The 20,766-nt window shown below is 67.4% G+C and carries 22 protein-coding genes; 10 read left to right on the top strand and 12 right to left on the bottom strand.

The window, feature by feature from the left end; all coding sequences use genetic code 11:
- The 4 genes from mimD to ABD210_RS02260 form a co-directional block, all read right to left on the bottom strand.
- Positions 1-336, bottom strand: a complete 336-nt coding sequence (mimD, locus tag ABD210_RS02245; protein ID WP_344108070.1) for a propane 2-monooxygenase effector subunit MimD — start codon at positions 334-336, stop codon at positions 1-3.
- A 2-nt stretch (positions 337-338) separates the two neighbouring features.
- The gene (locus tag ABD210_RS02250; protein ID WP_344108072.1) at positions 339-1,448 is read right to left on the bottom strand and encodes an aromatic/alkene monooxygenase hydroxylase subunit beta; all 1,110 of its coding nucleotides are present in this window, start codon (positions 1,446-1,448) and stop codon (positions 339-341) included.
- Positions 1,449-1,476: 28 nt separating this feature from the next.
- Positions 1,477-2,508, bottom strand: a complete 1,032-nt coding sequence (locus tag ABD210_RS02255; RefSeq protein ID WP_344108074.1) for a 2Fe-2S iron-sulfur cluster-binding protein — start codon at positions 2,506-2,508, stop codon at positions 1,477-1,479.
- A 76-nt stretch (positions 2,509-2,584) separates the two neighbouring features.
- Positions 2,585-4,219 carry a ferritin family protein gene (locus tag ABD210_RS02260; protein WP_344108076.1) on the bottom strand — a complete coding sequence of 545 codons (1,635 nt, stop codon included), beginning with the start codon at positions 4,217-4,219 and terminating at the stop codon, positions 2,585-2,587.
- 189 nt (positions 4,220-4,408) lie between these two features.
- Between ABD210_RS02260 and ABD210_RS02265 the strand changes: the two genes are divergently transcribed.
- The gene (locus ABD210_RS02265) at positions 4,409-6,118 is read left to right on the top strand and encodes a sigma-54-dependent Fis family transcriptional regulator (RefSeq protein WP_344108078.1); all 1,710 of its coding nucleotides are present in this window, start codon (positions 4,409-4,411) and stop codon (positions 6,116-6,118) included.
- Positions 6,119-6,164: 46 nt separating this feature from the next.
- Here ABD210_RS02265 and ABD210_RS02270 read toward each other — a convergent pair whose 3' ends face one another.
- Entirely contained in the window at positions 6,165-6,908 is a 744-nt protein-coding gene (locus ABD210_RS02270) for a WD40/YVTN/BNR-like repeat-containing protein (RefSeq protein WP_344108080.1), read from the bottom strand.
- 164 nt (positions 6,909-7,072) lie between these two features.
- Between ABD210_RS02270 and ABD210_RS02275 the strand changes: the two genes are divergently transcribed.
- The 4 genes from ABD210_RS02275 (at position 7,073) to ABD210_RS02290 (ending at position 10,406) form a co-directional block, all read left to right on the top strand.
- Positions 7,073-7,843: an amino acid ABC transporter ATP-binding protein gene (locus ABD210_RS02275; protein ID WP_344108082.1), complete on the top strand. Its 771-nt coding sequence runs from the start codon at positions 7,073-7,075 to the stop codon at positions 7,841-7,843.
- 48 nt (positions 7,844-7,891) lie between these two features.
- Positions 7,892-8,725 carry a glutamate ABC transporter substrate-binding protein gene (locus ABD210_RS02280; protein WP_344108085.1) on the top strand — a complete coding sequence of 278 codons (834 nt, stop codon included), beginning with the start codon at positions 7,892-7,894 and terminating at the stop codon, positions 8,723-8,725.
- Positions 8,726-8,814: 89 nt separating this feature from the next.
- Positions 8,815-9,504 carry an amino acid ABC transporter permease gene (locus ABD210_RS02285; protein ID WP_344108088.1) on the top strand — a complete coding sequence of 230 codons (690 nt, stop codon included), beginning with the start codon at positions 8,815-8,817 and terminating at the stop codon, positions 9,502-9,504.
- Entirely contained in the window at positions 9,501-10,406 is a 906-nt protein-coding gene (locus ABD210_RS02290; RefSeq protein WP_344108091.1) for an amino acid ABC transporter permease, read from the top strand. Before ABD210_RS02285 ends, ABD210_RS02290 begins: the two co-directional genes overlap by 4 nt.
- Positions 10,407-10,494: 88 nt before the next feature.
- Here the strand turns inward: ABD210_RS02290 and ABD210_RS02295 are convergent, their stop codons facing one another.
- Positions 10,495-11,781 carry an aspartate aminotransferase family protein gene (locus ABD210_RS02295; protein ID WP_344108093.1) on the bottom strand — a complete coding sequence of 429 codons (1,287 nt, stop codon included), beginning with the start codon at positions 11,779-11,781 and terminating at the stop codon, positions 10,495-10,497.
- A 130-nt stretch (positions 11,782-11,911) separates the two neighbouring features.
- Between ABD210_RS02295 and ABD210_RS02300 the strand changes: the two genes are divergently transcribed.
- From ABD210_RS02300 to ABD210_RS02310, 3 genes are all read left to right on the top strand, one after another.
- Positions 11,912-13,021, top strand: a complete 1,110-nt coding sequence (locus tag ABD210_RS02300; RefSeq protein ID WP_344108096.1) for an LOG family protein — start codon at positions 11,912-11,914, stop codon at positions 13,019-13,021.
- A gap of 265 nt (positions 13,022-13,286) precedes the next feature.
- Positions 13,287-13,991, top strand: coding sequence for an alpha/beta fold hydrolase (locus ABD210_RS02305; protein WP_344108099.1), 705 nt, complete (start codon positions 13,287-13,289; stop codon positions 13,989-13,991).
- Positions 13,992-13,995: 4 nt separating this feature from the next.
- Positions 13,996-14,403 (top strand): VOC family protein, encoded by a 408-nt coding sequence (locus ABD210_RS02310; protein WP_344108102.1) that lies wholly within the window; start codon positions 13,996-13,998, stop codon positions 14,401-14,403.
- A 38-nt stretch (positions 14,404-14,441) separates the two neighbouring features.
- On the opposite strand, the gene rlmN is transcribed toward ABD210_RS02310, so the two are convergent.
- A complete protein-coding gene (gene rlmN / locus ABD210_RS02315; protein ID WP_344108104.1) occupies positions 14,442-15,563 on the bottom strand; it encodes a dual-specificity RNA methyltransferase RlmN in 1,122 nt (373 codons plus the stop codon).
- Between the two features lie 121 nt (positions 15,564-15,684).
- On the opposite strand from rlmN, the gene ABD210_RS02320 reads away from it, so the two are divergent.
- Together ABD210_RS02320 and ABD210_RS02325 are read left to right on the top strand one after the other, a co-directional pair.
- Complete coding sequence (locus ABD210_RS02320; RefSeq protein ID WP_344108106.1) at positions 15,685-15,897, top strand: hypothetical protein; 213 nt, start codon at positions 15,685-15,687, stop codon at positions 15,895-15,897.
- A 50-nt stretch (positions 15,898-15,947) separates the two neighbouring features.
- Positions 15,948-16,991, top strand: coding sequence for an MsnO8 family LLM class oxidoreductase (locus tag ABD210_RS02325; protein ID WP_344108108.1), 1,044 nt, complete (start codon positions 15,948-15,950; stop codon positions 16,989-16,991).
- On the opposite strand, the gene ABD210_RS02330 is transcribed toward ABD210_RS02325, so the two are convergent.
- The 5 genes from ABD210_RS02330 to tsf form a co-directional block, all read right to left on the bottom strand.
- A complete protein-coding gene (locus tag ABD210_RS02330; RefSeq protein WP_344108111.1) occupies positions 16,981-17,589 on the bottom strand; it encodes a GNAT family N-acetyltransferase in 609 nt (202 codons plus the stop codon). The genes ABD210_RS02325 and ABD210_RS02330 overlap by 11 nt on opposite strands.
- A gap of 32 nt (positions 17,590-17,621) precedes the next feature.
- The gene (locus tag ABD210_RS02335; protein WP_344108113.1) at positions 17,622-18,455 is read right to left on the bottom strand and encodes a phosphatidate cytidylyltransferase; all 834 of its coding nucleotides are present in this window, start codon (positions 18,453-18,455) and stop codon (positions 17,622-17,624) included.
- Entirely contained in the window at positions 18,455-18,976 is a 522-nt protein-coding gene (frr, locus tag ABD210_RS02340) for a ribosome recycling factor (protein WP_425552621.1), read from the bottom strand. The genes ABD210_RS02335 and frr overlap by 1 nt, the downstream gene beginning before the upstream one ends.
- A gap of 153 nt (positions 18,977-19,129) precedes the next feature.
- On the bottom strand, positions 19,130-19,891 hold the full coding sequence (pyrH, locus tag ABD210_RS02345) for a UMP kinase (protein WP_344108115.1): 762 nt from the start codon (positions 19,889-19,891) through the stop codon (positions 19,130-19,132).
- 50 nt (positions 19,892-19,941) lie between these two features.
- Positions 19,942-20,760 (bottom strand): translation elongation factor Ts, encoded by an 819-nt coding sequence (gene tsf / locus ABD210_RS02350; RefSeq protein WP_344108117.1) that lies wholly within the window; start codon positions 20,758-20,760, stop codon positions 19,942-19,944.
- Between the last annotated feature and the right edge of the window lie 6 nt (positions 20,761-20,766).

The following is a 20,766-nucleotide window of genomic DNA, read 5'->3' on the forward strand; positions in this document are numbered from 1 at the left end:
TCACTTCGTGGTGAGGTCGAAGCCGATGTACTCGGCCGCATCCTCGGGGCTGGCGAACAGGATGGTCTTCTCGTCGAGGTGCACCATCCGGCCGTAGTGGGTGGAGCTGATCTCCTCGAACACCGAGCCGTCGAACTCGGAGCCGAGCGCGTCGGTCAGCTCGGCGTAGTCGAAGTCGAGCAGCCCGACGCCGTCGACGCGGATCATCGAGGGGTATTCGGTCAGCTCCACGCCTTCCTTCGCGCCCATCACCTCGGCCACGACCCGGCCGATCGGGGTGTTCATCAAGGTGACGCCGCACTTGTTGGAGAACTCGGTGTCAGATCCGAACTGCATGGTCACTGGTCCAGCTCCTTCGGAGAGTCGAGCCCGAGATCCTCGAGCAGCGAACGGAACTTCTGCTTGGCCGCGTCGAGGCTCGACGCGAACGTGACGGACTTGTCGGCCGGCTGCGACCAGATCGGCTGCAGTGCCTGTGCGGCGGCGAGGCAGCGCGGCACCCAGAGACCGAGCCACTCGCCGAACAGCTCCTTGTTGCTCTCGCCGAACTCCTCGTCCCGGGTCAGCAGCCGGAACAGGTTGCGGCTGTAACCGAGGTCGCGGTCGTAGTCGTGCTCACCGGTGCCGACGATGGTCGGGGTGATGTAGTCGCCGTTGCGGGCCGCGATCTGCATCACCAGCTCGCTGCGGAACAGCGATCCGACGAGCTGCTCGAAGACGATGTTGGTGGCGAAGAGCAGCTCGCACCAGTCGCCGACGGCGGTCAGCCGCTCGACCACCTCCCGGGTCGGCTGCCACTCCGGAGCGTCCTTCCAGACCTCCTTGTGGGCCGAACCGTCGAACGTCACGTCAGCCTCGGACAGGTCGAGGTTGAACAGTGCGAGGTCCTGGGCGAAGCGCATCTTGTGGGCCGCGTTGACCGCGACCGCGGTGTTGATCATGTTCGTCGGCCCGGACCGCTGGATGCTGGTGAAGACGTGCAGAGCCAGGCCGTTCTCGGCGTGCATCCAGGCGCCGAGGTTGCGCTCGATGAACTTCAGCCAGGCCGGGTTCCAGCCGTCGTACGCCCTGGCCCGCTTGGCGTTCTGCAGGCAGAGGTCGACCTGGTGGACGACCGCCGAGTTGTTGCGGTAGATCGTCTGGTCCCACTCCTCGTTCGGGTCGAGGAAGGCGTGCCAGTTCGACGACTTCGCGGCGGTCCACTCCTTCGGGTAGCCGCCGGGGCCGTCGCCGAAGCCGTAGATCCAGCCCTGGCTCAGGTGCCGGTCCGGGTCCGGCTGCACGTCCACCGTGACGTCCTCGTACATCGTCGCGCGCAGCTTGGCCGGCTTGTAGTAGTTGTACGTCCGGCTCTTCGAGCTCGGGAACTCCAGCGCTCCTGCCTCCGAGTCGGTGAACTCGATCTTCGGGAAGCTGCGCTCTTTCGGGGGGATTACGGTTTGCGCCATCTCAACTCCAGTGCTGATCGGTGGGAGATCACTCGGTCGCGGGGCTGGTGAACTTGTCGTAGAAGACCTGGTCATGCGGGACGTTGCTTGCCTCGAGCAACCCGAGGGCGGCGTCCACCATCGGCGGCGGACCGCACAGGTAGACCTCGCACTTGGGCAGCTGGGACTCGCGCCGTTCGACGATGTCGGTGACGTTGCCCTGCTCGGCCTCGATGCCGTCGGAGCCCTCCATCGACTCCGACAGGCAGGCGATGAACTCGAAGCCGGTGAGGTCCGCACCGAGCTCCTTGATCGCGTCGAGGTAGAAGAGGTCCGCCGCGGTCCGTGCGCCGTAGTAGAAGCGGACCGGCCGGGTGCTGCCGGTTTCTCGCAGGTGCCGCAGGATGGACAGGATCGGTGCCATCCCCGCCCCACCCGCGACACACACCACGGGGAGCACGTGTCCGTCCTTGAGCGTGGAGGATCCGTAAGGCCCGGTCAGCGCCAGTTCGTGGCCGACCGCGAGCTCGCCGTCGAGCAGCGCCGAGAACCTGCCCCCCGGATACTTCTTGATCAAGAACTCGAGCTCGTCGGGTGTGGACTGGGTCGTCGCCATCGAGAACGACCGGTGGTCGTCGGTGCCGGGAATGGTGATGTCGACGTACTGTCCCGGCTTGAACTCGAGCGGGGCCTCGGTCTTGAGCCGCAGCGAGACGATGTCTCGCGTCACCGGCTCGATCGCCGCGATCCGGGCGCTGAGCGTCTGGATCGGGATCCCGCCGAGCAGTTCGTCCGGGTCGAAGTTGAGCAGCTCGATCGTGCAATCGCTGTAGGCGTGCGCCCGGCACAGCAGCACGTAGCCCTCGGCAACTTCCGCGTCGTTGCACGCGAAGGTGGAGTAGCGCTCCATCTGGAGCTCACCCTCCAGGATGTAGGACTTGCAGGCGGAGCACTGCCCCTCCCTGCAGCCGTGCATGAGGTGAATGCCCTGGCGGAACGCCGCGTCGAGGATCTTGTCGTCCTCGGTCACCTCCATCTCGATGTCGACCGGTTCGAAGCGAATGCGGTGGGTGTCGGCCACGTCGGGCCTCCTCACGCTGGGTGGTTTGGCTGGTGGCGGCGGTTCTGAGCACGCCGCCACCAGCCAGATCGGGTGGTCAGGCGGACTTGGTGCCGTTCGCCTTGTACTCCGCCAGGTGGGCCTCGCGCTCGGCGTCCGACATCTCGTTCAGGAGCACGTTCGGGCTCATGAAGGTGTTGCCGCGGACGTCGTCGAGGGTCCACATCTTCTTCGGGTCGTCGAGGTCGAGGTGCGGCTGCCCGATCAGGGTCTTGCCGTCGTCGCGGACGTAGCCGAGGTCCTGCACGATGTCGGCCAGGTCCTTGTTGTGGTGCAGGGTCTCCCACTCGCGGAAGCCGGTGAGACGGCCCATGTTCGGGGTCGGCCGGCCCTCGTACTCACTGCGGAACGCGACGGCGTCGGTCCAGTAGCAGGTTTCCGAGCAGTAGGTCCGCCACTGGTCGTCGACCTTCTCGGTCACCATGTCCTCGCGGATCAGGGCCGGCACCATGCAGGTCCAGCAGCGGTGCGGGTACTGGTACCCGACCTCCTCGAAGGCGATCGGCTTGTTCTTGCCCGGGTAGGCGAGCCGGTTGTAGTTCTCCCACCACTTGCCGTACTTCGAGTACCAGCCGGGGTACTTGTCCTCGAACCACTCGAAGTCGGTGTCGGTCATGGCGTCGATCCGCCAGTAGTTGACCGGCCACCCGGTGGCGAAGAACCGCGCGACCTCATGCACGTAGCCCTTGTTGGTGATCCGGTTCCAGGCTTCCTCGACCAGGTCGTGCGGGATCGTGAGCCCGTACTTCTCCAGCGGCAGCAGGTAGCTGCGGTAGTAGTCGTCGTAGATCCACCGACGCCACATCTCCGCATAGCTCTCACGGTCCTTCCGGCGGTCCTTGGTGCCGTACTCGATGAACGTCCCGATCGCGGCGTCCACGACGCAGTGGTTGTTCCACCACGCGTAGCGCAGGTCGCGCTCCAGCAGCGGTCGGTTGCGCTCGTCGGCCAGCGCCATCAGCAGGATCGAGTAGCCGTTGCTGATGTGCCGCGACTCGTCGGACTGCACCGAGTGGAACACCGTCGGCAGCAGGTAGTCGCCGTTGGCGGCGGCCTCGTCGGGCATCGCCACGAACAGCGTGTTGGTGAACGCGGTCTCCGCGACCACCGTGAGGTAGATGTTCGCGGCGGTGATCGCGTCACCGGTGATGAACCCCTCGCCGAACTGCCGGCCGATGGTGCCCGCGTAGTTGTTCGCGAACGCCTTCTCGGTCATGTCGAACCCGGCCGGGTCGATGTAGTTGTTCATGTACAGGCGCTTGAGGTTCATCTGGATCGTGGAGTGCCTGACCTCGTCGATCATCTGGACCGCGAGCCCGTTGTGGATCTCCGGGTTCGGGACGGCGTCGATGGCCATCGGCATCGCCCGGGCGGCGGAGATCTCCGGGAAGGGGATGATCGACAAGAAGAGCTTCTGCCATTCGAGCCAGCGCTGCTGGACCTGGCGGAACATGTTGCCGCGGATGGCGCCGTCCATGGCGCCGTACACGCGGTTGTCCTTCTCCTCCTCCATCGGGAAGTAGGAGCGCATGATCTGCTTGAGCGGGTCCTTCTTCGGCGCCTTCTCGAACGTGTAATCGGTCCCGAACCGGGTGGCCGGTGTGGCGAAGGTCGGCTCCCACGAGAGTTCGGTGATCTTGGCATGCGCCTTGGTGAGACTCTGCCTACTCAATGTGTACCTCCAGAATCGGGAGCCGGCCGTCTGAGCGGCTCCAGCGGTACGTCGGGCTGCGTATGACTAGGAATTGAAGGCCTGATCGGCACCAGCGTGGTGTCTCAATGTGAGACGGTCCTCACAGCCACCACCGAGCTAGCGTGGGTCGTGTTCCGCTGGTGACGGACTGCCATGAAGGAGACGACCATGGGTGCATTGGTGCCTGTCCGGAGCTCGATCCGCATCTCCTGGGAGCGCTCGGAGGCATCGAGAGTCGACGTGGACCGCCCGTCCCCGTCGTACGTCGACCGGGTGGACCGTGAGTCCACGCTCAGCCGCGCTGCTCGCCCGGTCATCGACGCCCTGACGTCGGAGCTTCACAACGAGCCGGTCTGCATCATCCTCACCGACTCCAAGGGGACCGTCCTGGACCGCCGCGGCGGCGACCCCGCGCTGCTGAGGCGCCTCGACTCCGTCGACCTGGCGCCAGGCTTCCGGTACGCCGAGTCCGACGTCGGCACCAACGGGATCGGCACCGCCCTGGAGGTCGGCGGGCCGATCCTGGTCGACGGCGCCGAGCACTACACCGGCCCGCTGCGGATGTTCTCCTGCGCCGGTGCGCTCATCACCCACCCCGTCACCGGCGGCCTGCTCGGCGTCGTGGACATCACCACGCACGCCAACAACTCGAACTCGCTGCTGCTGTCATTTGCCAAGCTCGCGGCCCGCCGGATCCAGCAGCTCGTCGTGGAGGAGGCGAACGCCCTCGACCACGCGCTGCTCAGCGACTACTACGCCGCCTGCCGGCACAGTGGCGGCTCGGTGCTCGCGCTCGGCGACGAGGTGTTCATGATGAACTCGCACGCCCAGCAGCGCTTCGACGCCATCGACCAGGCCGCGTTGATCGACCGCACCCGCGATGCGCGCGGCGGCACGAAGCCGGAGGTGTTCCTGGCGGACCTGCCCAGCGGACTGGTCGCCCGGCTGGCCTACCACCCCACGTTCGTCGGTGACACCCTCGCCGGAGGGGTCATCCAGATCAAGGAACAGCGCACTGCGGTGCGGAGCGTGACAAGCGCCCGGACCCCGTCGATTCCCGGTGCGGCAGAGGCCAGCGCGGTCTGGCGGCACGTGACCCAGGAGGTGCTGGACGCCTGCAGCCGGGGCGAGTGGCTGGTGGCGGAGGGTGAGCCTGGTGTGGGCAAGCTGACGCTGCTACGCGCGGCTCACGATCACGTGTCGCCGAACAGGCGCCTGGTGGTGCTCGATCCCACTGAGACAGCTACGGCTGATGAGCTGCTGAGCGAGGCATACGAGGAGCTGGACTCAGGCGCCGACCTGATCATCCGGCACGCGCACCTGCTGACCAGCGAGGTCCTCGACGGCCTCGCGGCGTTGCTGCAGAACGTGCGCGACGGCGCTCAAGCCCGGGAACCGTGGGTCGCGCTCACCGTGCTCGCCGACCGATCCGAGATCTCCGACCAGCTCAGCATCCAGCTGCTGCGCTACTTCCCGCGCACCGTCGCCGTCCCTCCCCTGCGATATCACCTCGAGGACGTGCCTGCGCTGGTGCGGTCCCTGCTGACGAAGGCGGGCGTCACCGACCTGACGTTCTCCACCATGGCGATGAACCAGCTGATGCGGCTGCCCTGGGCCGGCAACGTCACCCACCTGCGCTCGGTGCTGGCCGCGGTCGCCAGGCGGCGGCGGTCCGGCTTGGTCGAGCTGGAGGACCTGCCGCCCGAGTGCCTGGCCACCACCCGTCGGCAGCTGACCGCGATCGAGGCGCTCGAACGCGACGCGATCGTCGAGGCGCTGTCCGCCCACCGCGGCGACAAGCCGGCCGCCGCCATCGCTCTGGGGATGTCGCGCGCGACCATCTACCGAAAGATCCGTGACTACGGCATAGTCACCTGACCACCGGGGACGGCCCAGCCGCGGCAAGGCCGTCCCGGCTGACCGCTCAGGCCGGCGGGGTCACGCTCCAGATTCCCCGACCGTGGGTCGCGGCGTAGATGTTGCCGTCCGGCCCGGACTCGATGTCCATCACGGTCGTCGTTGGCAGGCCGGTGCCCAGCACCTGCCACGTCGTCGCGCCGGGCGCCCGGTAGAACGTCGCCAGGTCGGACCCGACCACCACTGCACCGTTGGCCAACTGCTTGACCGAGTTGGCCGGGATGTCCGGCATGTTCGCCGTGATGTCGGTCCAGGTCGCTCCGCCGTCCTTGGTCTCGTAGATGTGCCCGACACCGGCGCCAGGGCCTTCCGTGAAACGGCGGGAGAAGCCGTTCACCGCGACATAGGCATGCTGGCCGGAGCCCGGGTCGATCCCTACGCCGGCCAGATACCGGTTCGGGAATGTCCCGGGCAGGCTCACCTGATGCCACGAACCGCCCGCATTGGTGGCCAGCCCCCTGGCGAAGCCGGTGTTGTTGCAGGGCCCGCACCAGCTGACGTAGCCCACGCCGTCGCGCATCGCCACGGCCGTGGCGGAGTGACCGGCGCCGAGATCGAACGCCTTCGTCCACTCGCTCGCGCTGCGCATCCCCCAGCCTTTGGTGGACGTGTAGACATACTGTCCGCCGGTGATGAACCCGCTCGAGTTCGACGAGTCGATCGCGATCGGCGCGATGAACCGCGGCGACGGGTCGCCCGGGTCAAGGCTCCACGAAGCTGGCCTCGGCCGCACGATACGTCCGAGCTTCACCGAGTGAAAGTGATCACTCGCTTTCCGTCAGCGGCAAGGGAAATCCTGCACGATCGTTCGGTGTGTGACGAGATGATGGCTCACCGTGTTCGTAGTCGCAGATCGTTACCTCCGTGGAACCGGGGGGCCGTGCGGTCACCCCCAGCCTCCGCTAAGTTCTGGCCATGAGCGATTCCTCAGCCGTCGATACCGTGACGACAACCGGTCTTGTCAGCCTGCGGGACGTCAACAAGCATTTCGGCGACCTGCACGTCCTCAAGGACATCAACCTGTCCATCGGCAAGGGCGAGGTCGTGGTGGTGATCGGCCCCTCGGGGTCCGGCAAGTCGACGCTGTGCCGGGCGATCAACCGGCTCGAGCCGATCGACTCGGGCACCATCATGCTCGACGGGCAGCCGCTGCCGGGCGAGGGCAAGGCGCTGGCGAAGCTCCGTGCCGACGTCGGCATGGTCTTCCAGTCGTTCAACCTGTTCGCCCACAAGACCATCCTGCAGAACGTCACGCTCGGCCCGATGAAGGTCCGGGGCCAGTCCAGGTCCGAGGCTGAGGAGAATGCCCGCGCCCTGCTCGAGCGGGTCGGGGTCGCCGCCCAGGCCGACAAGTACCCGGCGCAGTTGTCCGGTGGACAGCAGCAGCGCGTCGCCATTGCCCGGGCCCTGGCGATGGATCCGAAGGTGATGCTCTTCGACGAGCCGACCTCGGCCCTCGACCCGGAGATGATCAACGAGGTGCTCGACGTGATGATCGGGCTGGCCAGGCAGAGCATGACCATGATCGTCGTCACCCATGAGATGGGCTTCGCCCGCAAGGCGGCCAACCGGGTCGTCTTCATGGCCGACGGCCAGATCGTCGAAGAGGCCGAACCGGAGAGGTTCTTCACCGACCCGCAGACCAAGCGGGCCCAGGACTTCCTCTCCAAGATCCTCACCCACTGACCGCCATCCCGCTATTTCTGAGCTGTACCGAATTCTGGAGGAAATGACATGCGACAGCGGATCATCGCTGCCCTCGGTATCACGGTCCTGGCCTCGGCCAGTCTGGTGGCATGTGGCAGTGACTCGGGTTCCGGCGGCTCCGGCGCTGACAACAAGGTCACCGTCGGCATCAAGTTCGACCAGCCCGGCCTCGGCCTGAAGGAAGGCTCGAACTACACCGGCATGGACGTCGACGTGGCCAACTACGTCGCCAAGGAGCTCGGCTACACCAGCGTGACGTTCAAGGAGGCCCCGTCCGCGCAGCGCGAGACCCTGCTCGCCAACGGGCAGGTCAAGATGATCTTCGCGACCTACTCGATCACCGACGCCCGCAAGCAGAAGGTCTCCTTCGGCGGTCCCTACCTGGTCGCCGGCCAGGACCTGCTGGTCAAGGCGGACAACACCGACATCACCGGCCCGGAAACGCTGAACGGCAAGAAGCTCTGCTCGGTGACCGGCTCGACCTCGGCCCAGAAGGTCAAGGACAAGTTCGCCAAGACCGTGCAGCTGCAGGAATACGACACCTACTCCAAGTGTGTCGAGGCCCTCGGCGCCGGTGCGATCGACGCGGTCACCACCGACAACACGATCCTGGCCGGGTACGCCGCGCAGCAGGCCAACCAGGGCAAGTTCAAGGTGGTCGGCAAGACCTTCTCCACCGAGCGTTACGGCGTCGGTCTGAAGAAGGGCGACACCGAGACCTGCACCAAGGTCAACGACGCACTCAAGAAGATGGTCGACTCCGGTGAGTGGCAGAAGGCCTTCGACAAGAACATCGGTCCGTCCGGTCTGAAGCTGGACCCGGCGACCAACCCTCCGAAGACGTTCGACCCTTGCGCCTGACCTGATCCGCCGGTGGGGAGGGACCGTCGCCGGTCCCTCCCCACGTGCGTGCGTGGTCTGCGCCCAAACGTTGCCCCTGCAGGAGAAACATGGACGTGATCTCCGAGTTCTTCTCCGAGTACGACGGTCTCGGAGCCTTCAAGATGACCATCTACCTGACGCTGGCGTCGGCGCTGTTCGCGCTGCTGATCGGCACGGTGGTCGCGGTGATGAGGGTGTCGCCGGTTCGGGTGCTGCAGGTGATCGGCAGCGCCTACGTCAACATCGTCCGGAACACCCCGCTCACCCTGGTCATCGTGTTCTGCAACCTCGGCCTGTTCCTGCAGCTCGGCGTCTCGCTGGCTAACAAGGACTCGAACACCTTCATCAATGACAACAATTTCCGGCTGGCCGTGCTCGGCCTGTCGGTCTACCACGCGTCGTTCGTGGCCGAGGCCATCCGCAGCGGTGTCAACACCATCCCGCTCGGTCAGGCCGAGGCCGCCCGCGCGATCGGCCTGCCGTTCCTGAAGACCTTGCGGTACGTCGTGCTGCCGCAGGCCTTCCGTGGCGCCATCGCCCCGCTCGGCAACGTGCTGATCGCGCTGACCAAGAACTCGACGGTCGCCTCGGTGATCGGTGTCACCGAGGCGTCGGCGGTGATGAAGGTGATGATGGAGAACCGGCCGGACAAGATCTTCGTGGTGTTCGGCGTCTTCGCCGTCGGCTTCGTGATCCTCACCCTGCCGGTGGGTGTCCTGTTCACCTCGATGTCCAAGCGCCTGGCGGTGAAGCGATGAGCTCGGTTCTGTTCGACACCCCCGGCCCACGCGCGAAGCGGACGTATGCCCTTGTCGGCATCGCCAGCATTCTCGTGGTGCTGGCCGCACTGTGGTTCGTGATCAGCAAGCTCGACGAGAAGGGTCAGCTCACCGCGGCGAAGTGGAAACCGTTCCTGACCGCCGAGATCTGGACCGAGTACCTGATCCCCGGCCTGATCGGCACGCTCACCGCGGCTGCGATCTCGGTGGTCCTGGCACTGACCGTCGGCGTACTGCTGGGCGTCGGGCGACTCTCGGCGGCGCCATGGATCCGGTGGCCGTCGAGTGTGATCGTCGAGTTCTTCCGCGCGGTCCCCGTGCTGCTGATGATGCTGTTCACCTACGCGTTGTACGCCTTCTACGAGGTGTTCCCACCGGAGCGGCTCGCGCTGGCTGCCGTGGTCACGGGTCTGACGCTCTACAACGGCTCGGTCGTCGCCGAACTGGTCCGCTCGGGGATCTTCTCGCTGCCGAGCGGCCAGAACGAGGCCGCGCTGGCCATCGGTCTGACGACCAGCAAGACGATGCGGTTGGTGTTGTTGCCGCAAGCTATCACCGCGATGCTGCCGGCCATCGTCGGCCAGTTGGTGGTGATCCTGAAGGACACCGCGCTCGGCTACATCATCACCTACGAGGAACTGCTCCGGAAGGCGGAGCAGATCGGCAACTTCAAGTCCAACTTGTTGCCGGCGCTGATCGTGGTGGGCGCGATCTTCGTGACCGTCAACTACTTCCTGGGCCTGGCCGCGAACTGGGTAGAGCAGCGGACCCGCCGCCGCGGCCGCTCCGCCGGCGGTCCGATCGCCCCGGACCAGATCGACCAGGCCGCAGTCGCCGCCGCGGCAGCTTCAGCCCAGCCCCCGCAGGCAACCGTCCACTGACCCGAAGGTCAGCTGCTGCAGGTGTCATCCGGCCCCGGAGTCATCCCGGGGCCGGATGCACTGCCTAGGACAACCGAAGCCGACGGGGTCAGCGCAGGGTGTCGAAGGAGTCGCGGATGATCTCCAGTGCCTCGGTGGTCTCTTCCTCGGTGAGCGTCATCGGCGGAGCCATCCGCAGCACGTTGCCGTAGAGGCCCCCCTTGCCGATCAGGAGACCGCGGTTCTTCGTCTCCTGCTGCAGCTTCGCCGTGGTTTTGGAGTCTGGCTCCTGGCCATTCTTCACGATCTCCGCGGCCAACATCAGGCCCTTCCCGCGCACGTCGCCCAGCTCGGGGAACTCCTCCGAGATCCCGCGGAGCCCGTCCATCAACTGCGCGCCGCGCTTGGCCGCGTTGGCCTGCAGATCGTGGTCGAGCAGGTAGTCGATGGTCGCCTTCGCCGCGCTGGTCGAGATCGGGTTGCCGCCGAACGTCGACAGGGAGTTCGCGCTCAGGCTGTCCATCAGGCCGGCCCGCGCGACCACACCGCCGATGGCGAACCCGTTGCCGAGCCCCTTGGCGAACGTCATCGCGTCGGGGACCACCCCGTGCGCCTGGATACCCCAGAAGTTTTCCCCGGTCCGGCCCCACCCGGTCTGCACCTCGTCGGAGATGAGCAGGATGCCGAACTCGTCCAGCACCTCCTTGAACGCGGCGTACAGGCCGTCCGGCGGGGACGAGAAGCCGCCGACGCCCTGGATCGGCTCGAGGATCATGCAGGCGACATCACCGGCCGTGGTGGTCTCGATGACGTTGCGCAGATCGTCGGTGCAGACCTTGATGTACTCCGCGTCCGGCAGCTCCCGGAACGGGCTGCGGTAGCGGTATGCGCCCTGCACGTACTGCACGTTCACGGGCGACAGACTGCTCGCGGACCAGCCGCGGTTGCCGGTGATCGCAACGGTGCCGAACGCGCGCCCGTGGTAGGAGTTGCGCAGCGCGAGCACCTGGTTCGAACGGCGGTTCTGGGTGGCCAGCAGCAGGGCTGTCTCGTTCGCCTCGGTGCCGGAGTTCGCGAAGAAGACCTTGGCGTCCGGGATGCCCGAGAGCTCGGCGATCTTCTCGGCCAGCTCGATCTGCCGGCGGATCAGGTACACCGTCGAGGTGTGCGCGACCCCGCTGGCCAGCTGCTCCCGGACGGCGTCGGAGATCTCCGCGATGTCATAGCCGATCGCGTTGGTCAGGATGCCGGCGAAGAAGTCCAGGTATTCGTTGCCCTCCCCGTCGGTGACCCGGCGGCCGGACCCCCGCACGATCTCGATCGGCTCCTCGTAGTACAACGCAAGCCAGTCGGGCATGACGGCCTTGTGACGCTCCCAGAGCTCCGCATGTGTCATGTCCTAGCAATACCGCATCTCGGTCCTGACTCATAGGGCCGCCCTCTCAACCGGGCCGCAGTACTGCGGTCGCGACTCCGGGTGGTGCGCGTACCGGACGGCAGGCCCGGCACGACCTACAGTGCTCATCGTGACGACTCCGAGCATCCCGCACGTGGACATCGAGTCCCTGGCGCAGTTCGACCGGATCGTGGCCGCGGGAGCCACCTCGATGGCCGGCTGGCGGGTGCAGTCGGTGTCCCTGCTCGAGCGGACGCCGGTGCTGCTCGGCCTGGCGCCGATGGGCTCGGTGTTCCTCGGCTGCGCGCTGGAGGAAGAGGCGGCCGCCTGGATCCGCGACGGCGGCGGGCTCATCTTCCCGACGATCCCTGCCCTGCCTTTCGACCCGTACCGAGGCGGCCTGTACGACGCCGACGAGCTCTACGCCGGTCTCGACCAGGGGTACGACGCGACGCCGGACGCCCAGATCTACGCGTGGTCCCGGCAACAGGACGAGAAGGGCGACACCAGCCGTACCCTTGCCGCCGCGCTGCACGACCACTCCATCGCGGACGCCCTGGGGGACCGCGATGGAGTGGTCGGCCGTCCCTGGATCGGCGTGATGGGCGGCCACGGCGTACTCCGCAGCGACCCGAACTACCGCTCGGCCGTCCTCCTGGGGAGAGCCTTGGCCCGCTCCGGCCTCACCGTCGCCACCGGCGGAGGCCCCGGAGCCATGGAAGCAGCCAACCTCGGCTCCTCGCTCGCGTCGTACGACGACTCCGCCGTCGAGGCTGCCCTGTCGGCGCTGGCGGTGGTCCCGTCCTTCCGCCCGTCAGTGACCGTCTGGGCCGCCGCGGGTCTCGCAGTACGCCGCTCGTTTCCGGGCGACGGTGGTCTCTCAATCCCCACCTGGTTCTACGGCCACGAACCGCCGAACGTGTTCGCCACCTCGATCGCGAAGTACTTCTCCAACGCCCAGCGCGAGGACGTCCTCCTCAGCCGGGCCCGCGGCGGCATCATCTACCTGCCGGGGGCCGCCGGCACCGTCCAGGAGATCTTCCAGGCCGTCACCCCCAACTACTACGGCGACAAAGCGACCCAAACCCCGATGATCCTGGTCGGCATCACCCACTGGACCCGAACCCTCCCCGTCTGGCCCCTCCTCCAATCCCTGGCGAGTGGCCGCCCCATGACCACCTCCGTCACGTTGGTCGACACCATCGAGGAAGCAACCGCCCTGGTGACCCCCACCAACTGAGGCGGGAACCACCGACTCCGGTCCCGATGTGGTGGGCCAACCGGCGGCGGCCCGTGAACGGGGACACGCCGGCGGGCAGGTTCGCGAACTCGGCGTACCGACCGACAGGAGGTATCCGCCAGCCAGGTCCGCCGCCCCGCGTAGGACCCCGCTGCCGCGATCCGTTCTGACGACTACTTCCTGTCGGCCGGTACGCCGCGCCGGCTGACCTCTCGCGCGGGAAATCGTTCAAGAACTGTCGGAGGGGGCGTTTACGGTGGCGGGCATGACTGACTTTGTGTTGGTGCCGGGGGCTTGGTTGGGGGCGTGGGCCTGGGCAGAGGTGGCCGGAGCGCTGCGGGATGAGGGGTTCGGGGTTCATCCGGTGACGTTGTCGGGGCTGGCTGAGCGGGCCGGGGAGGATGCTGCCGAGGTCGGGCAGGCCCAGCACGTCGGCGACATCGTGGCCGTGGTCGAGGAGAACGACCTGCGGGACGTCGTGCTCGCCGGACACAGCTACTCAGGGATCCCGGTCGGACAGGCGGCTGCCCGGATCGGCGATCGGCTGCGCCGGGTCGTGTACGTCGACTCGAACGTGCCGACCGACGGGAAGTCCTTCATCGACGGGTGGTCCGACGAGGGGCGCGCATGGGTCGAGGGGCAACTCGCGGAGTCGGGTGGTTTGTGGCCTCCGCTGGAAGCCGCGGACTACGCGCACCAGGATCTGACAGACGACGCGATCGCCACGATCCTCCAGCGCGGTACGCCGCATCCGGGGCGGTCCATCAGCGAGCCGGCCGAACTGGTCCGGCCGATCAGCGAACTCCCGACGACCTACCTCAAGTGCCTGATGGACGGCCTCGAGCCGTCATCGGATGTGCGGGAGCTGCTGAAATCGCCGCACTGGGAGCTGGTAGAGCTGAACACCGGCCACTGGCCGATGTTCTCCCAACCCGCCGCCCTCGCAAAGCTCCTCGCCGACGCGGGCTGACGTGATGGACCGGGAGCGAGCTCAGGCGGCGACGATCTCGTTGATGGTGGCCGTGCCCGATGCGGCGGTCGCCGCCGAGTGGTACCGACGCGCCCTCGGCGCCACCGAACTGTGGAACCTCGGTTCGGTCGTGGGGCTCGAGATCGCCGGCGCGCCGTTCTTCCTGGCCGAGCCGGGCAACAACGGCTGGGACAGCCCGGGTGAGCTCGGTACGACGACCGTCAGGGTCGAGGTGTTCGTCGACGACCCGGACGCCTTCGTCCACCACGCAGTTCAGGCGGGGGCGAACAATCACGACCCGGTCCGGGACCATGAGATGCCGTGGGGCAAGCACCGGCAAGGCGGCTTCTTCGACCCCTTCGGCCACCTCTGGCTCGTCGGCGACACCTCGCCACTCGAGCGGCATGGCTAGCCGGCCGGCACCGCCCGATGAGGTCGGGGCGGAGCAGGTCAGTCGCGGCTGCTGGCGGCCAGCTGACCGCAGGCGCCGTCGATCTCCTGGCCTCGGGTATCGCGGACCGTGGTGGGAATCCCGCCCGCCTGCAACCGGCGTACGAACTCTCGCTCGTCGGCGGGGTCCGAGGCGGTCCACTTGGAGCCGGGCGTCGGGTTCAGCGGGATCAGGTTCACATGCACCCAGCCCCAGTCGCCACGCGCCGCGAGCTTCTCCGCGAGCAGGTCCGCACGCCAGGCCTGGTCGTTGATGTCGCGGATCATCGCGTACTCGATCGAAACGCGGCGCTTGGTCTTCTCCGCGTACCCCCAGGCGGCGTCGAGGACCTCGTCGACCTTCCACCGGTTGTTGATCGGGACCAGCTCGTCGCGCAGCTCGTCGTCCGGCGCGTGCAGCGACAGTGCCAGCGTGACTGGGATGCCCTCGGTGGCGAGCTGGTTGATCCGCGGCACCAGGCCGACGGTGGAGACCGTCACGCCGCGGGCGGAGATCCCCAGGCCGTCCGGCGAAGGCTCGGTGAACCGGCGGACCGCGCCGATCACGGCCTTGTAGTTCGCCATCGGCTCGCCCATGCCCATGAAGACGATGTTGTTGACCCGGCCGGGACCGCCGGCGATCTCGCCGCGCGCGAGCGCCCGGGCGCCGTCGACGACCTGCTCGACGATCTCCGCGGTGCTCATGTTGCGGGTCAGCCCGGACTGGCCGGTGGCGCAGAACGGGCATGCCATGCCGCAGCCCGCCTGGGAGGAGACGCACATCGTGGTGCGGTCGGTGTAGCGCATCAGCACGGACTCGACGAGCGAGCCATCGAGCAGCTTCCACAGGGTCTTGCGGGTGGTGCCGTTGTCGCACTCCAGGTCGCGGACCTTGGTGAGCAGCGGCGGCATCAGCTCGGCGACCAGCTTGTCGCGGGAGGCTGCGGGGAGATCAGTCATCTCGGCCGGGTCGGACACCAGCCGGGAGAAGTAGTGGTTCGACAGCTGCTTGGCCCGGAATGCGGGCTCGCCCAGGGCCGTCACCGCAGTACGACGCTCCTCGCCGCTGAGGTCGGCCAGGTGCCGCGGCGGCTTCTTGGCACGGCGCGGTTCATCGAAAACAAGCGGGAGGGAGGTAGTCATCGCACCCGATTGTCCCCCGGCGCCCACCTCGTTCACAAATTCACGTCCTCTCCGTGCCCGTGACCCTCACCACCCCCCGAGAACGCCGAAGAGCCTCGGGCGAGGGCCCGAGGAGCTTCGGATGCCGGAGTGCCGGGCCGAGTCGCCCGGCGCGGAGTTGCGCGGAGTACCCCTTCGGCGGGATCAGGGGGCCAACTGGTTGAAGGTCAGCCAGCCGCCGCTGCGGCTGCTCTTGGGCACTGACGCCGTCGACGGGCTGCGCGAGTACCACGAGTCGATCCTGGCCGAGCTGACTGAGTGGGAGGAGCTCAGCCGCTCCACCGCGGTCTCCTGACCCTGCGGCGGGGGAATGGGCGTCTGGGTGGGGCCGTTGGACTTTGCATCATGGACTCGCCAGCAGCACTCCCCCAGCCGTCGCTCGCCGGTGTGCCTCTGTCCATCCTCGACCGGTCCCGTACCCGGGCCGGCGAGAGCGAGGCGGAGACGCTGCGCGGAACAGTCCAGCTCGCGCAGCAGGTCGAGGAGCTTGGCTACCACAGGTTCTGGGTGTCCGAGCACCACAGCGTGCCAGGCGTTGTGGGCTCGGCTCCGACGGTGCTCGCCGCGGCCATCGCTGCGGCAACCACGCGCATCCGAGTCGGAACAGGCGGCGTCATGCTGCCGAATCACCAGCCACTTGTGGTCGCGGAGCAGTTCGGCGTACTGGAGTCGCTCTTCCCCGGCCGCATCGACATGGGCCTGGGGAGGTCGGTCGGCTTCACGAATGGGATCCGCCGCGCGCTCGGCGTCGACAAGGACGCGGTGGAGGACTTCGAGGCACAGGTCCGCGAGTTGCTCGGCTACTTCACCGGCACCCAGCGCAACCACCCGCAGGTCCACGCGCGACCTGGCGAAGGCTTGCACGTGCCGCCGTACGTACTGGCCGTCGGCGAAGGCGCACTCCTCGCAGCCTCGCTAGGTCTGCCACTGGTGATCGCCGGAGTCCGCAGCGCGGCGGAGCTCCTGAGCTGGCTCGAGCGCTACCGCTCCGGCTTCCGCCCGGCTGCTTGGGCCGACCGCCCGTACGTCGTGCTAGCCGCAACAGTGGCGGTGGCTGCCACGACCGAACAAGCACGGCGACTCCTACTGCCCGAAGCCTGGTCCACTGCCTACTCGCGAACTCGCGGGGTCTTTCCACCACTGCAGCCTGTCGAGGAAGTCCTGCACCTAGACCTCACCGAGAAGGAGCGCGGCATCTTCGAGCAGTCGCTCAGCGGGCAGATCTACGGCACGCCGGCTGAGGTGGATGCGGCATTGGGCGGCCTCGTGCAGCGCACAGCCGCGGACGAGGTGCTCGTGACTACCAACACCTACGACCGGGCAGACCTGCTCGAGTCCTACCAGGCTTTGGCCGACCTGGCCGGGCTCCGGAGCCTGGCTAGCCGCTGATCCGGGCCATCAGGCCCTTGCGGACCTCTGGCCATTCGTCGGCGAGGATGGAGAAGACCACGGTGTCGCGGAACGAGCCGTCCGCCAACTGCTTGTGCCGCCGCAACACGCCCTCCCGGGTGGCGCCGAGCTTGGCAATCGCGGCCTGGGACCGGGTATTCGTCAGCCCGGTCTGGATCTTCACCCGGCCGAATCCGCAGTCCTCGAAGGCATGCTGGAGCATCAGGAACTTGGTGGCCGGGTTGACCGCCGTGCCCCACACGGCCGGCGCGTAGCCGGTCCAGCCGAGGTGGACCGACTCGTTGTGAAGATCCACGTCGCCCAGGCTCGTAGTACCGACGACTGTGCCTGCGGCTCCCAGCGCGCTGTCGCCAACCAGCCGCACCACGTACGCCGTACGCGCGGCTGACGACACGACCCATTGCTCGCGCATCTGGTCCGCGTCGGCGGGCATCGCGGCGATACCGCCGCCGAAGCCACCGGCGTACACCCGTTCGTTGCCGATCGCGGCGTAGAGGGAGTCGATGTCAGAGGCAACGAGCCGGTCGAGGCGGACGATGTCGCCGAGCAGGGAACGCCCGTCGGGAGCTGTGGTCATGACGCCATCTGACCTCGGCGCGCGGGACGGCGTCAAACGAGTAGATGCAACAGCAGCCAGACAGCCGGAGCCGTTGCCAGCAAGGAATCCAGCCGATCCATCACGCCGCCGTGCCCCGGCAGCAGGTTCGACATGTCCTTGATGCCGAGGTCACGCTTGATCATCGACTCGGCCAGGTCGCCGACCGTCGCGGTCAGCACCGCGACGCCACCGACGATCGCTCCGACCCACCATTGGCCATCAAGCAACCAGACGACGCTTGCGATCCCCGCGCCGATGCAGGCCAGCGTGGACCCGGTGAAACCCTCCCAGGACTTCTTCGGGCTGATCGTCGGAGCCATCGGGTGCTTGCCGAAGAGCACGCCGACCACGTAGCCGCCGACGTCGCTTGCCACCACGACGAGGAAGAACGTCACCACCCGTCGGGGACCGTCGCCATCCGGCTGCACCAGCAGGATCGCGAACGCGGCCAGCATCGGCACGTAGCCGATCAGGAACACGCTGGTCGTCACATCACGGACGAAACCGTTGGAACCACTGGGCATCCGCCAGAAGATCGAAGCCAGCACTGTCAGCGCCAACGCGACCAGCAGGGCCAGTGGTCCCCCGAAGTACGCGGCGACCAGCATCGCCGTCGTACCGGCGAAGAGCGGGATCCGGGACAGCTTCGCGCCGCTGTTGTGGAACACGCGGACCAGCTCGTCGAGGGCGACCAGGACGGCAGCCAGCACGACGAAGACGAAGAGGACCTTCTCCCAGACGAGCGAACCGACGATGACCGCACCGAGCCCGACACCGACTGCGATGGAAGCAGGCACGTTCCGCCCGGCGCGGCTTGACGCGGGCATGCTCTGCTCGAGGCCCATCACACCTCGAGCAGTTCGGCTTCCTTGTGCTTGAGCAGCTCGTCGATGGAGTCGACGTACTTCTTCGTCAACCCGTCGAGGCGCTTCTCAGCACTCTTCCCCTCATCCTCGCCCGCTTCGCCGTCCTTGACGGTCTTGTCCACCTGGTCCTTGGCGTGCCTGCGGATGTTGCGCACCGAGACCTTGGCCTCCTCGGCCTTGGTCTTCGCGACCTTGATGTACTCCTTGCGGCGCTCCTCGGTGAGCTGCGGCATCACCACGCGGATCACCGACCCGTCGTTGCCGGGGTTCACGCCGAGGTCGGAGTCACGGATCGCCTTCTCGATCGCTGCCATCGCGCTCTTGTCGTAGGGCGAGATCAGGACCGTACGCGGCTCCGGCACCTGGAAGCCTGCCAGCTGCTGCAGCGGCGTCGGGCTGCCGTAGTAGTCGGCGACGATGCCCGCGAACATCTGCGGGTGCGCACGGCCGGTGCGGATCGCGGCGAAGTCGTCCTTGGCGACCTCCACGGCCTTCGCCATCTTCTGCTCGGCATCGCGGAGTGCTTGGTCGATCACGACATTCCTCGCTTCCTCGGGGCCGCACCGGTGCGGCCGCTCCAACCCTACGAACCCTGGTTTACCAGATATCGGACATCGGCCCGTGTGTTGGCCGTGATCATAGTGCCTTCCGGGCTACTGACCCGGTGAGACGACCGTGCCGATCTTCTCACCACGCACGACGCGGGCGATGTTGCCCTCCTCGAGACCGAAGATGACGATCGGCAGCGCGTTGTCGCGGGCCAGGCTGATCGCCGTCGCGTCCGCGACCCGTAGGCCCCGGGCGAGGAAGTCGTCGTAGGAGAGCTGGTCGAACTTGACCGCGTCGGGGTTCAGCTTCGGGTCGGAGTCGTAGACCCCGTCGACGCCCTGCTTGCCCATCAGCAGCACCTCGGCGCCGATCTCCAGCGCGCGCTGGGCGGCGACCGTGTCGGTGGAGAAGTACGGCATGCCGGAGCCCGCGCCGAAGATCACGACGCGGCCCTTCGCCAGGTGCCGGTCCGCCTTGCGCGGGATGTACGGCTCCGCGACCTGGCCCATCGTGATGGCCGTCTGGACGCGGGTCTCGACACCCAGCTTCTCCAGGAAGTCCTGCAGCGCCAGGCAGTTCATCACCGTGCCGAGCATGCCCATGTAGTCGGCGCGGTTGCGCTCCATCCCGCGCTGCTGCAGTTCGGCACCGCGGAAGAAGTTGCCGCCGCCGACCACCACGGCGACCTGGACGCCGGCCCGCACCACGTCGGCGATCTGCTTGGCGATCGAGTTCACCACGTCGGGGTCGACGCCGAGCTTGCCGCCGCCGAACACCTCACCCGACAGCTTCAGCAGCACCCGGTGGTAGGCGGCCGGAAACGGCGATGAGGCCGGTTTCGTCTCGGTACCCAGGGTTTCCGTCACGACTCCGGCCTCCTCGTCGACTGCGTTGACTAGCTGTGGTCGGCGAGCCGTCAGGCCCCGACCTCGAAGCGAGCGAACCGCTTGACGGTCACGCCGGCCTCGTCCAGGACTGCCTTGACGGTCTTCTTGTTCTCCTGGACCGACGCCTGCTCGAGCAGCACGACCTCCTTGAAGAAGCCGTTCACCCGGCCCTCGATGATCTTCGGCAGGGCCTGCTCCGGCTTGCCCTCCTCGCGCGCGGTCGCCTCGGCGATCCGCTTCTCGCTCTCGACCGTCTCGGCCGGGACCTCGTCGCGGGTGGTGTAGAGCGGACGCATCGCGGCGGCCTGCATCGCAGCGCCACGGGCGGCGTCGATGTTGTCGCCCTCGAACTCGACCAGTACGCCGACCTGGGCCGGCAGGTCGGCCGCACGCTTGTGCATGTACGCCGCGACCTGGCCGTCGAAGACGGCCACCTTGCCGAGCTCGAGCTTCTCGCCGATCACCGCGGCCAGGGCCTCGATGTTCTCGCCGACGCTCTTGCCGTCGGCCAGCTTCTCGCCGAGCAGACCCTCGACGTCGCCGACCTTGCTCGCCGCGGCGTGCGCGACGATGTCGGCCGCGAGCTGCTGGAACTGCTCGTTCTTGGCGACGAAGTCGGTCTCGCAGTTGAGCTGGATCAGCGCGTTCTCCGCCGCGGCCACCAGGCCGTTGGTGGCGGAGCGCTCCGCGCCGCGCTTGGCGGCCTTGGCCGCGCCGTGGATGCGCAGCTCCTCGATCGCCTTGTCGAAGTCGCCGTCAGTGGTCTCGAGCGCCTTCTTCGCGTCCATCATGCCCGCGCCCGTAGCGTCGCGGAGCCTCTTGACGTCAGCGGCGGTGTAGTTCGCCATTCCTCG

This window comes from Kribbella alba, from assembly GCF_039529635.1.
Classification (GTDB): domain Bacteria; phylum Actinomycetota; class Actinomycetes; order Propionibacteriales; family Kribbellaceae; genus Kribbella; species Kribbella alba.

Bases quoted from the DNA above. Each gene is read 5' to 3' on its own strand.
- mimD (WP_344108070.1), bottom strand. From the start codon at position 336: ATGCAGTTCGGATCTGACACCGAGTTCTCCAACAAGTGCGGCGTCACC.
- ABD210_RS02250 (WP_344108072.1), bottom strand. From the start codon at position 1,448: ATGGCGCAAACCGTAATCCCCCCGAAAGAGCGCAGCTTCCCGAAGATC.
- ABD210_RS02265 (WP_344108078.1), top strand. From the start codon at position 4,409: ATGGGTGCATTGGTGCCTGTCCGGAGCTCGATCCGCATCTCCTGGGAG.
- ABD210_RS02275 (WP_344108082.1), top strand. From the start codon at position 7,073: ATGAGCGATTCCTCAGCCGTCGATACCGTGACGACAACCGGTCTTGTC.
- ABD210_RS02280 (WP_344108085.1), top strand. From the start codon at position 7,892: ATGCGACAGCGGATCATCGCTGCCCTCGGTATCACGGTCCTGGCCTCG.
- ABD210_RS02285 (WP_344108088.1), top strand. From the start codon at position 8,815: ATGGACGTGATCTCCGAGTTCTTCTCCGAGTACGACGGTCTCGGAGCC.
- ABD210_RS02290 (WP_344108091.1), top strand. From the start codon at position 9,501: ATGAGCTCGGTTCTGTTCGACACCCCCGGCCCACGCGCGAAGCGGACG.
- ABD210_RS02295 (WP_344108093.1), bottom strand. From the start codon at position 11,781: ATGACACATGCGGAGCTCTGGGAGCGTCACAAGGCCGTCATGCCCGAC.
- ABD210_RS02305 (WP_344108099.1), top strand. From the start codon at position 13,287: ATGACTGACTTTGTGTTGGTGCCGGGGGCTTGGTTGGGGGCGTGGGCC.
- ABD210_RS02310 (WP_344108102.1), top strand. From the start codon at position 13,996: ATGGACCGGGAGCGAGCTCAGGCGGCGACGATCTCGTTGATGGTGGCC.
- rlmN (WP_344108104.1), bottom strand. From the start codon at position 15,563: ATGACTACCTCCCTCCCGCTTGTTTTCGATGAACCGCGCCGTGCCAAG.
- ABD210_RS02320 (WP_344108106.1), top strand. From the start codon at position 15,685: ATGCCGGAGTGCCGGGCCGAGTCGCCCGGCGCGGAGTTGCGCGGAGTA.
- ABD210_RS02325 (WP_344108108.1), top strand. From the start codon at position 15,948: ATGGACTCGCCAGCAGCACTCCCCCAGCCGTCGCTCGCCGGTGTGCCT.
- ABD210_RS02330 (WP_344108111.1), bottom strand. From the start codon at position 17,589: ATGACCACAGCTCCCGACGGGCGTTCCCTGCTCGGCGACATCGTCCGC.
- ABD210_RS02335 (WP_344108113.1), bottom strand. From the start codon at position 18,455: ATGGGCCTCGAGCAGAGCATGCCCGCGTCAAGCCGCGCCGGGCGGAAC.
- frr (WP_425552621.1), bottom strand. From the start codon at position 18,976: ATGGCGAAGGCCGTGGAGGTCGCCAAGGACGACTTCGCCGCGATCCGC.
- tsf (WP_344108117.1), bottom strand. From the start codon at position 20,760: ATGGCGAACTACACCGCCGCTGACGTCAAGAGGCTCCGCGACGCTACG.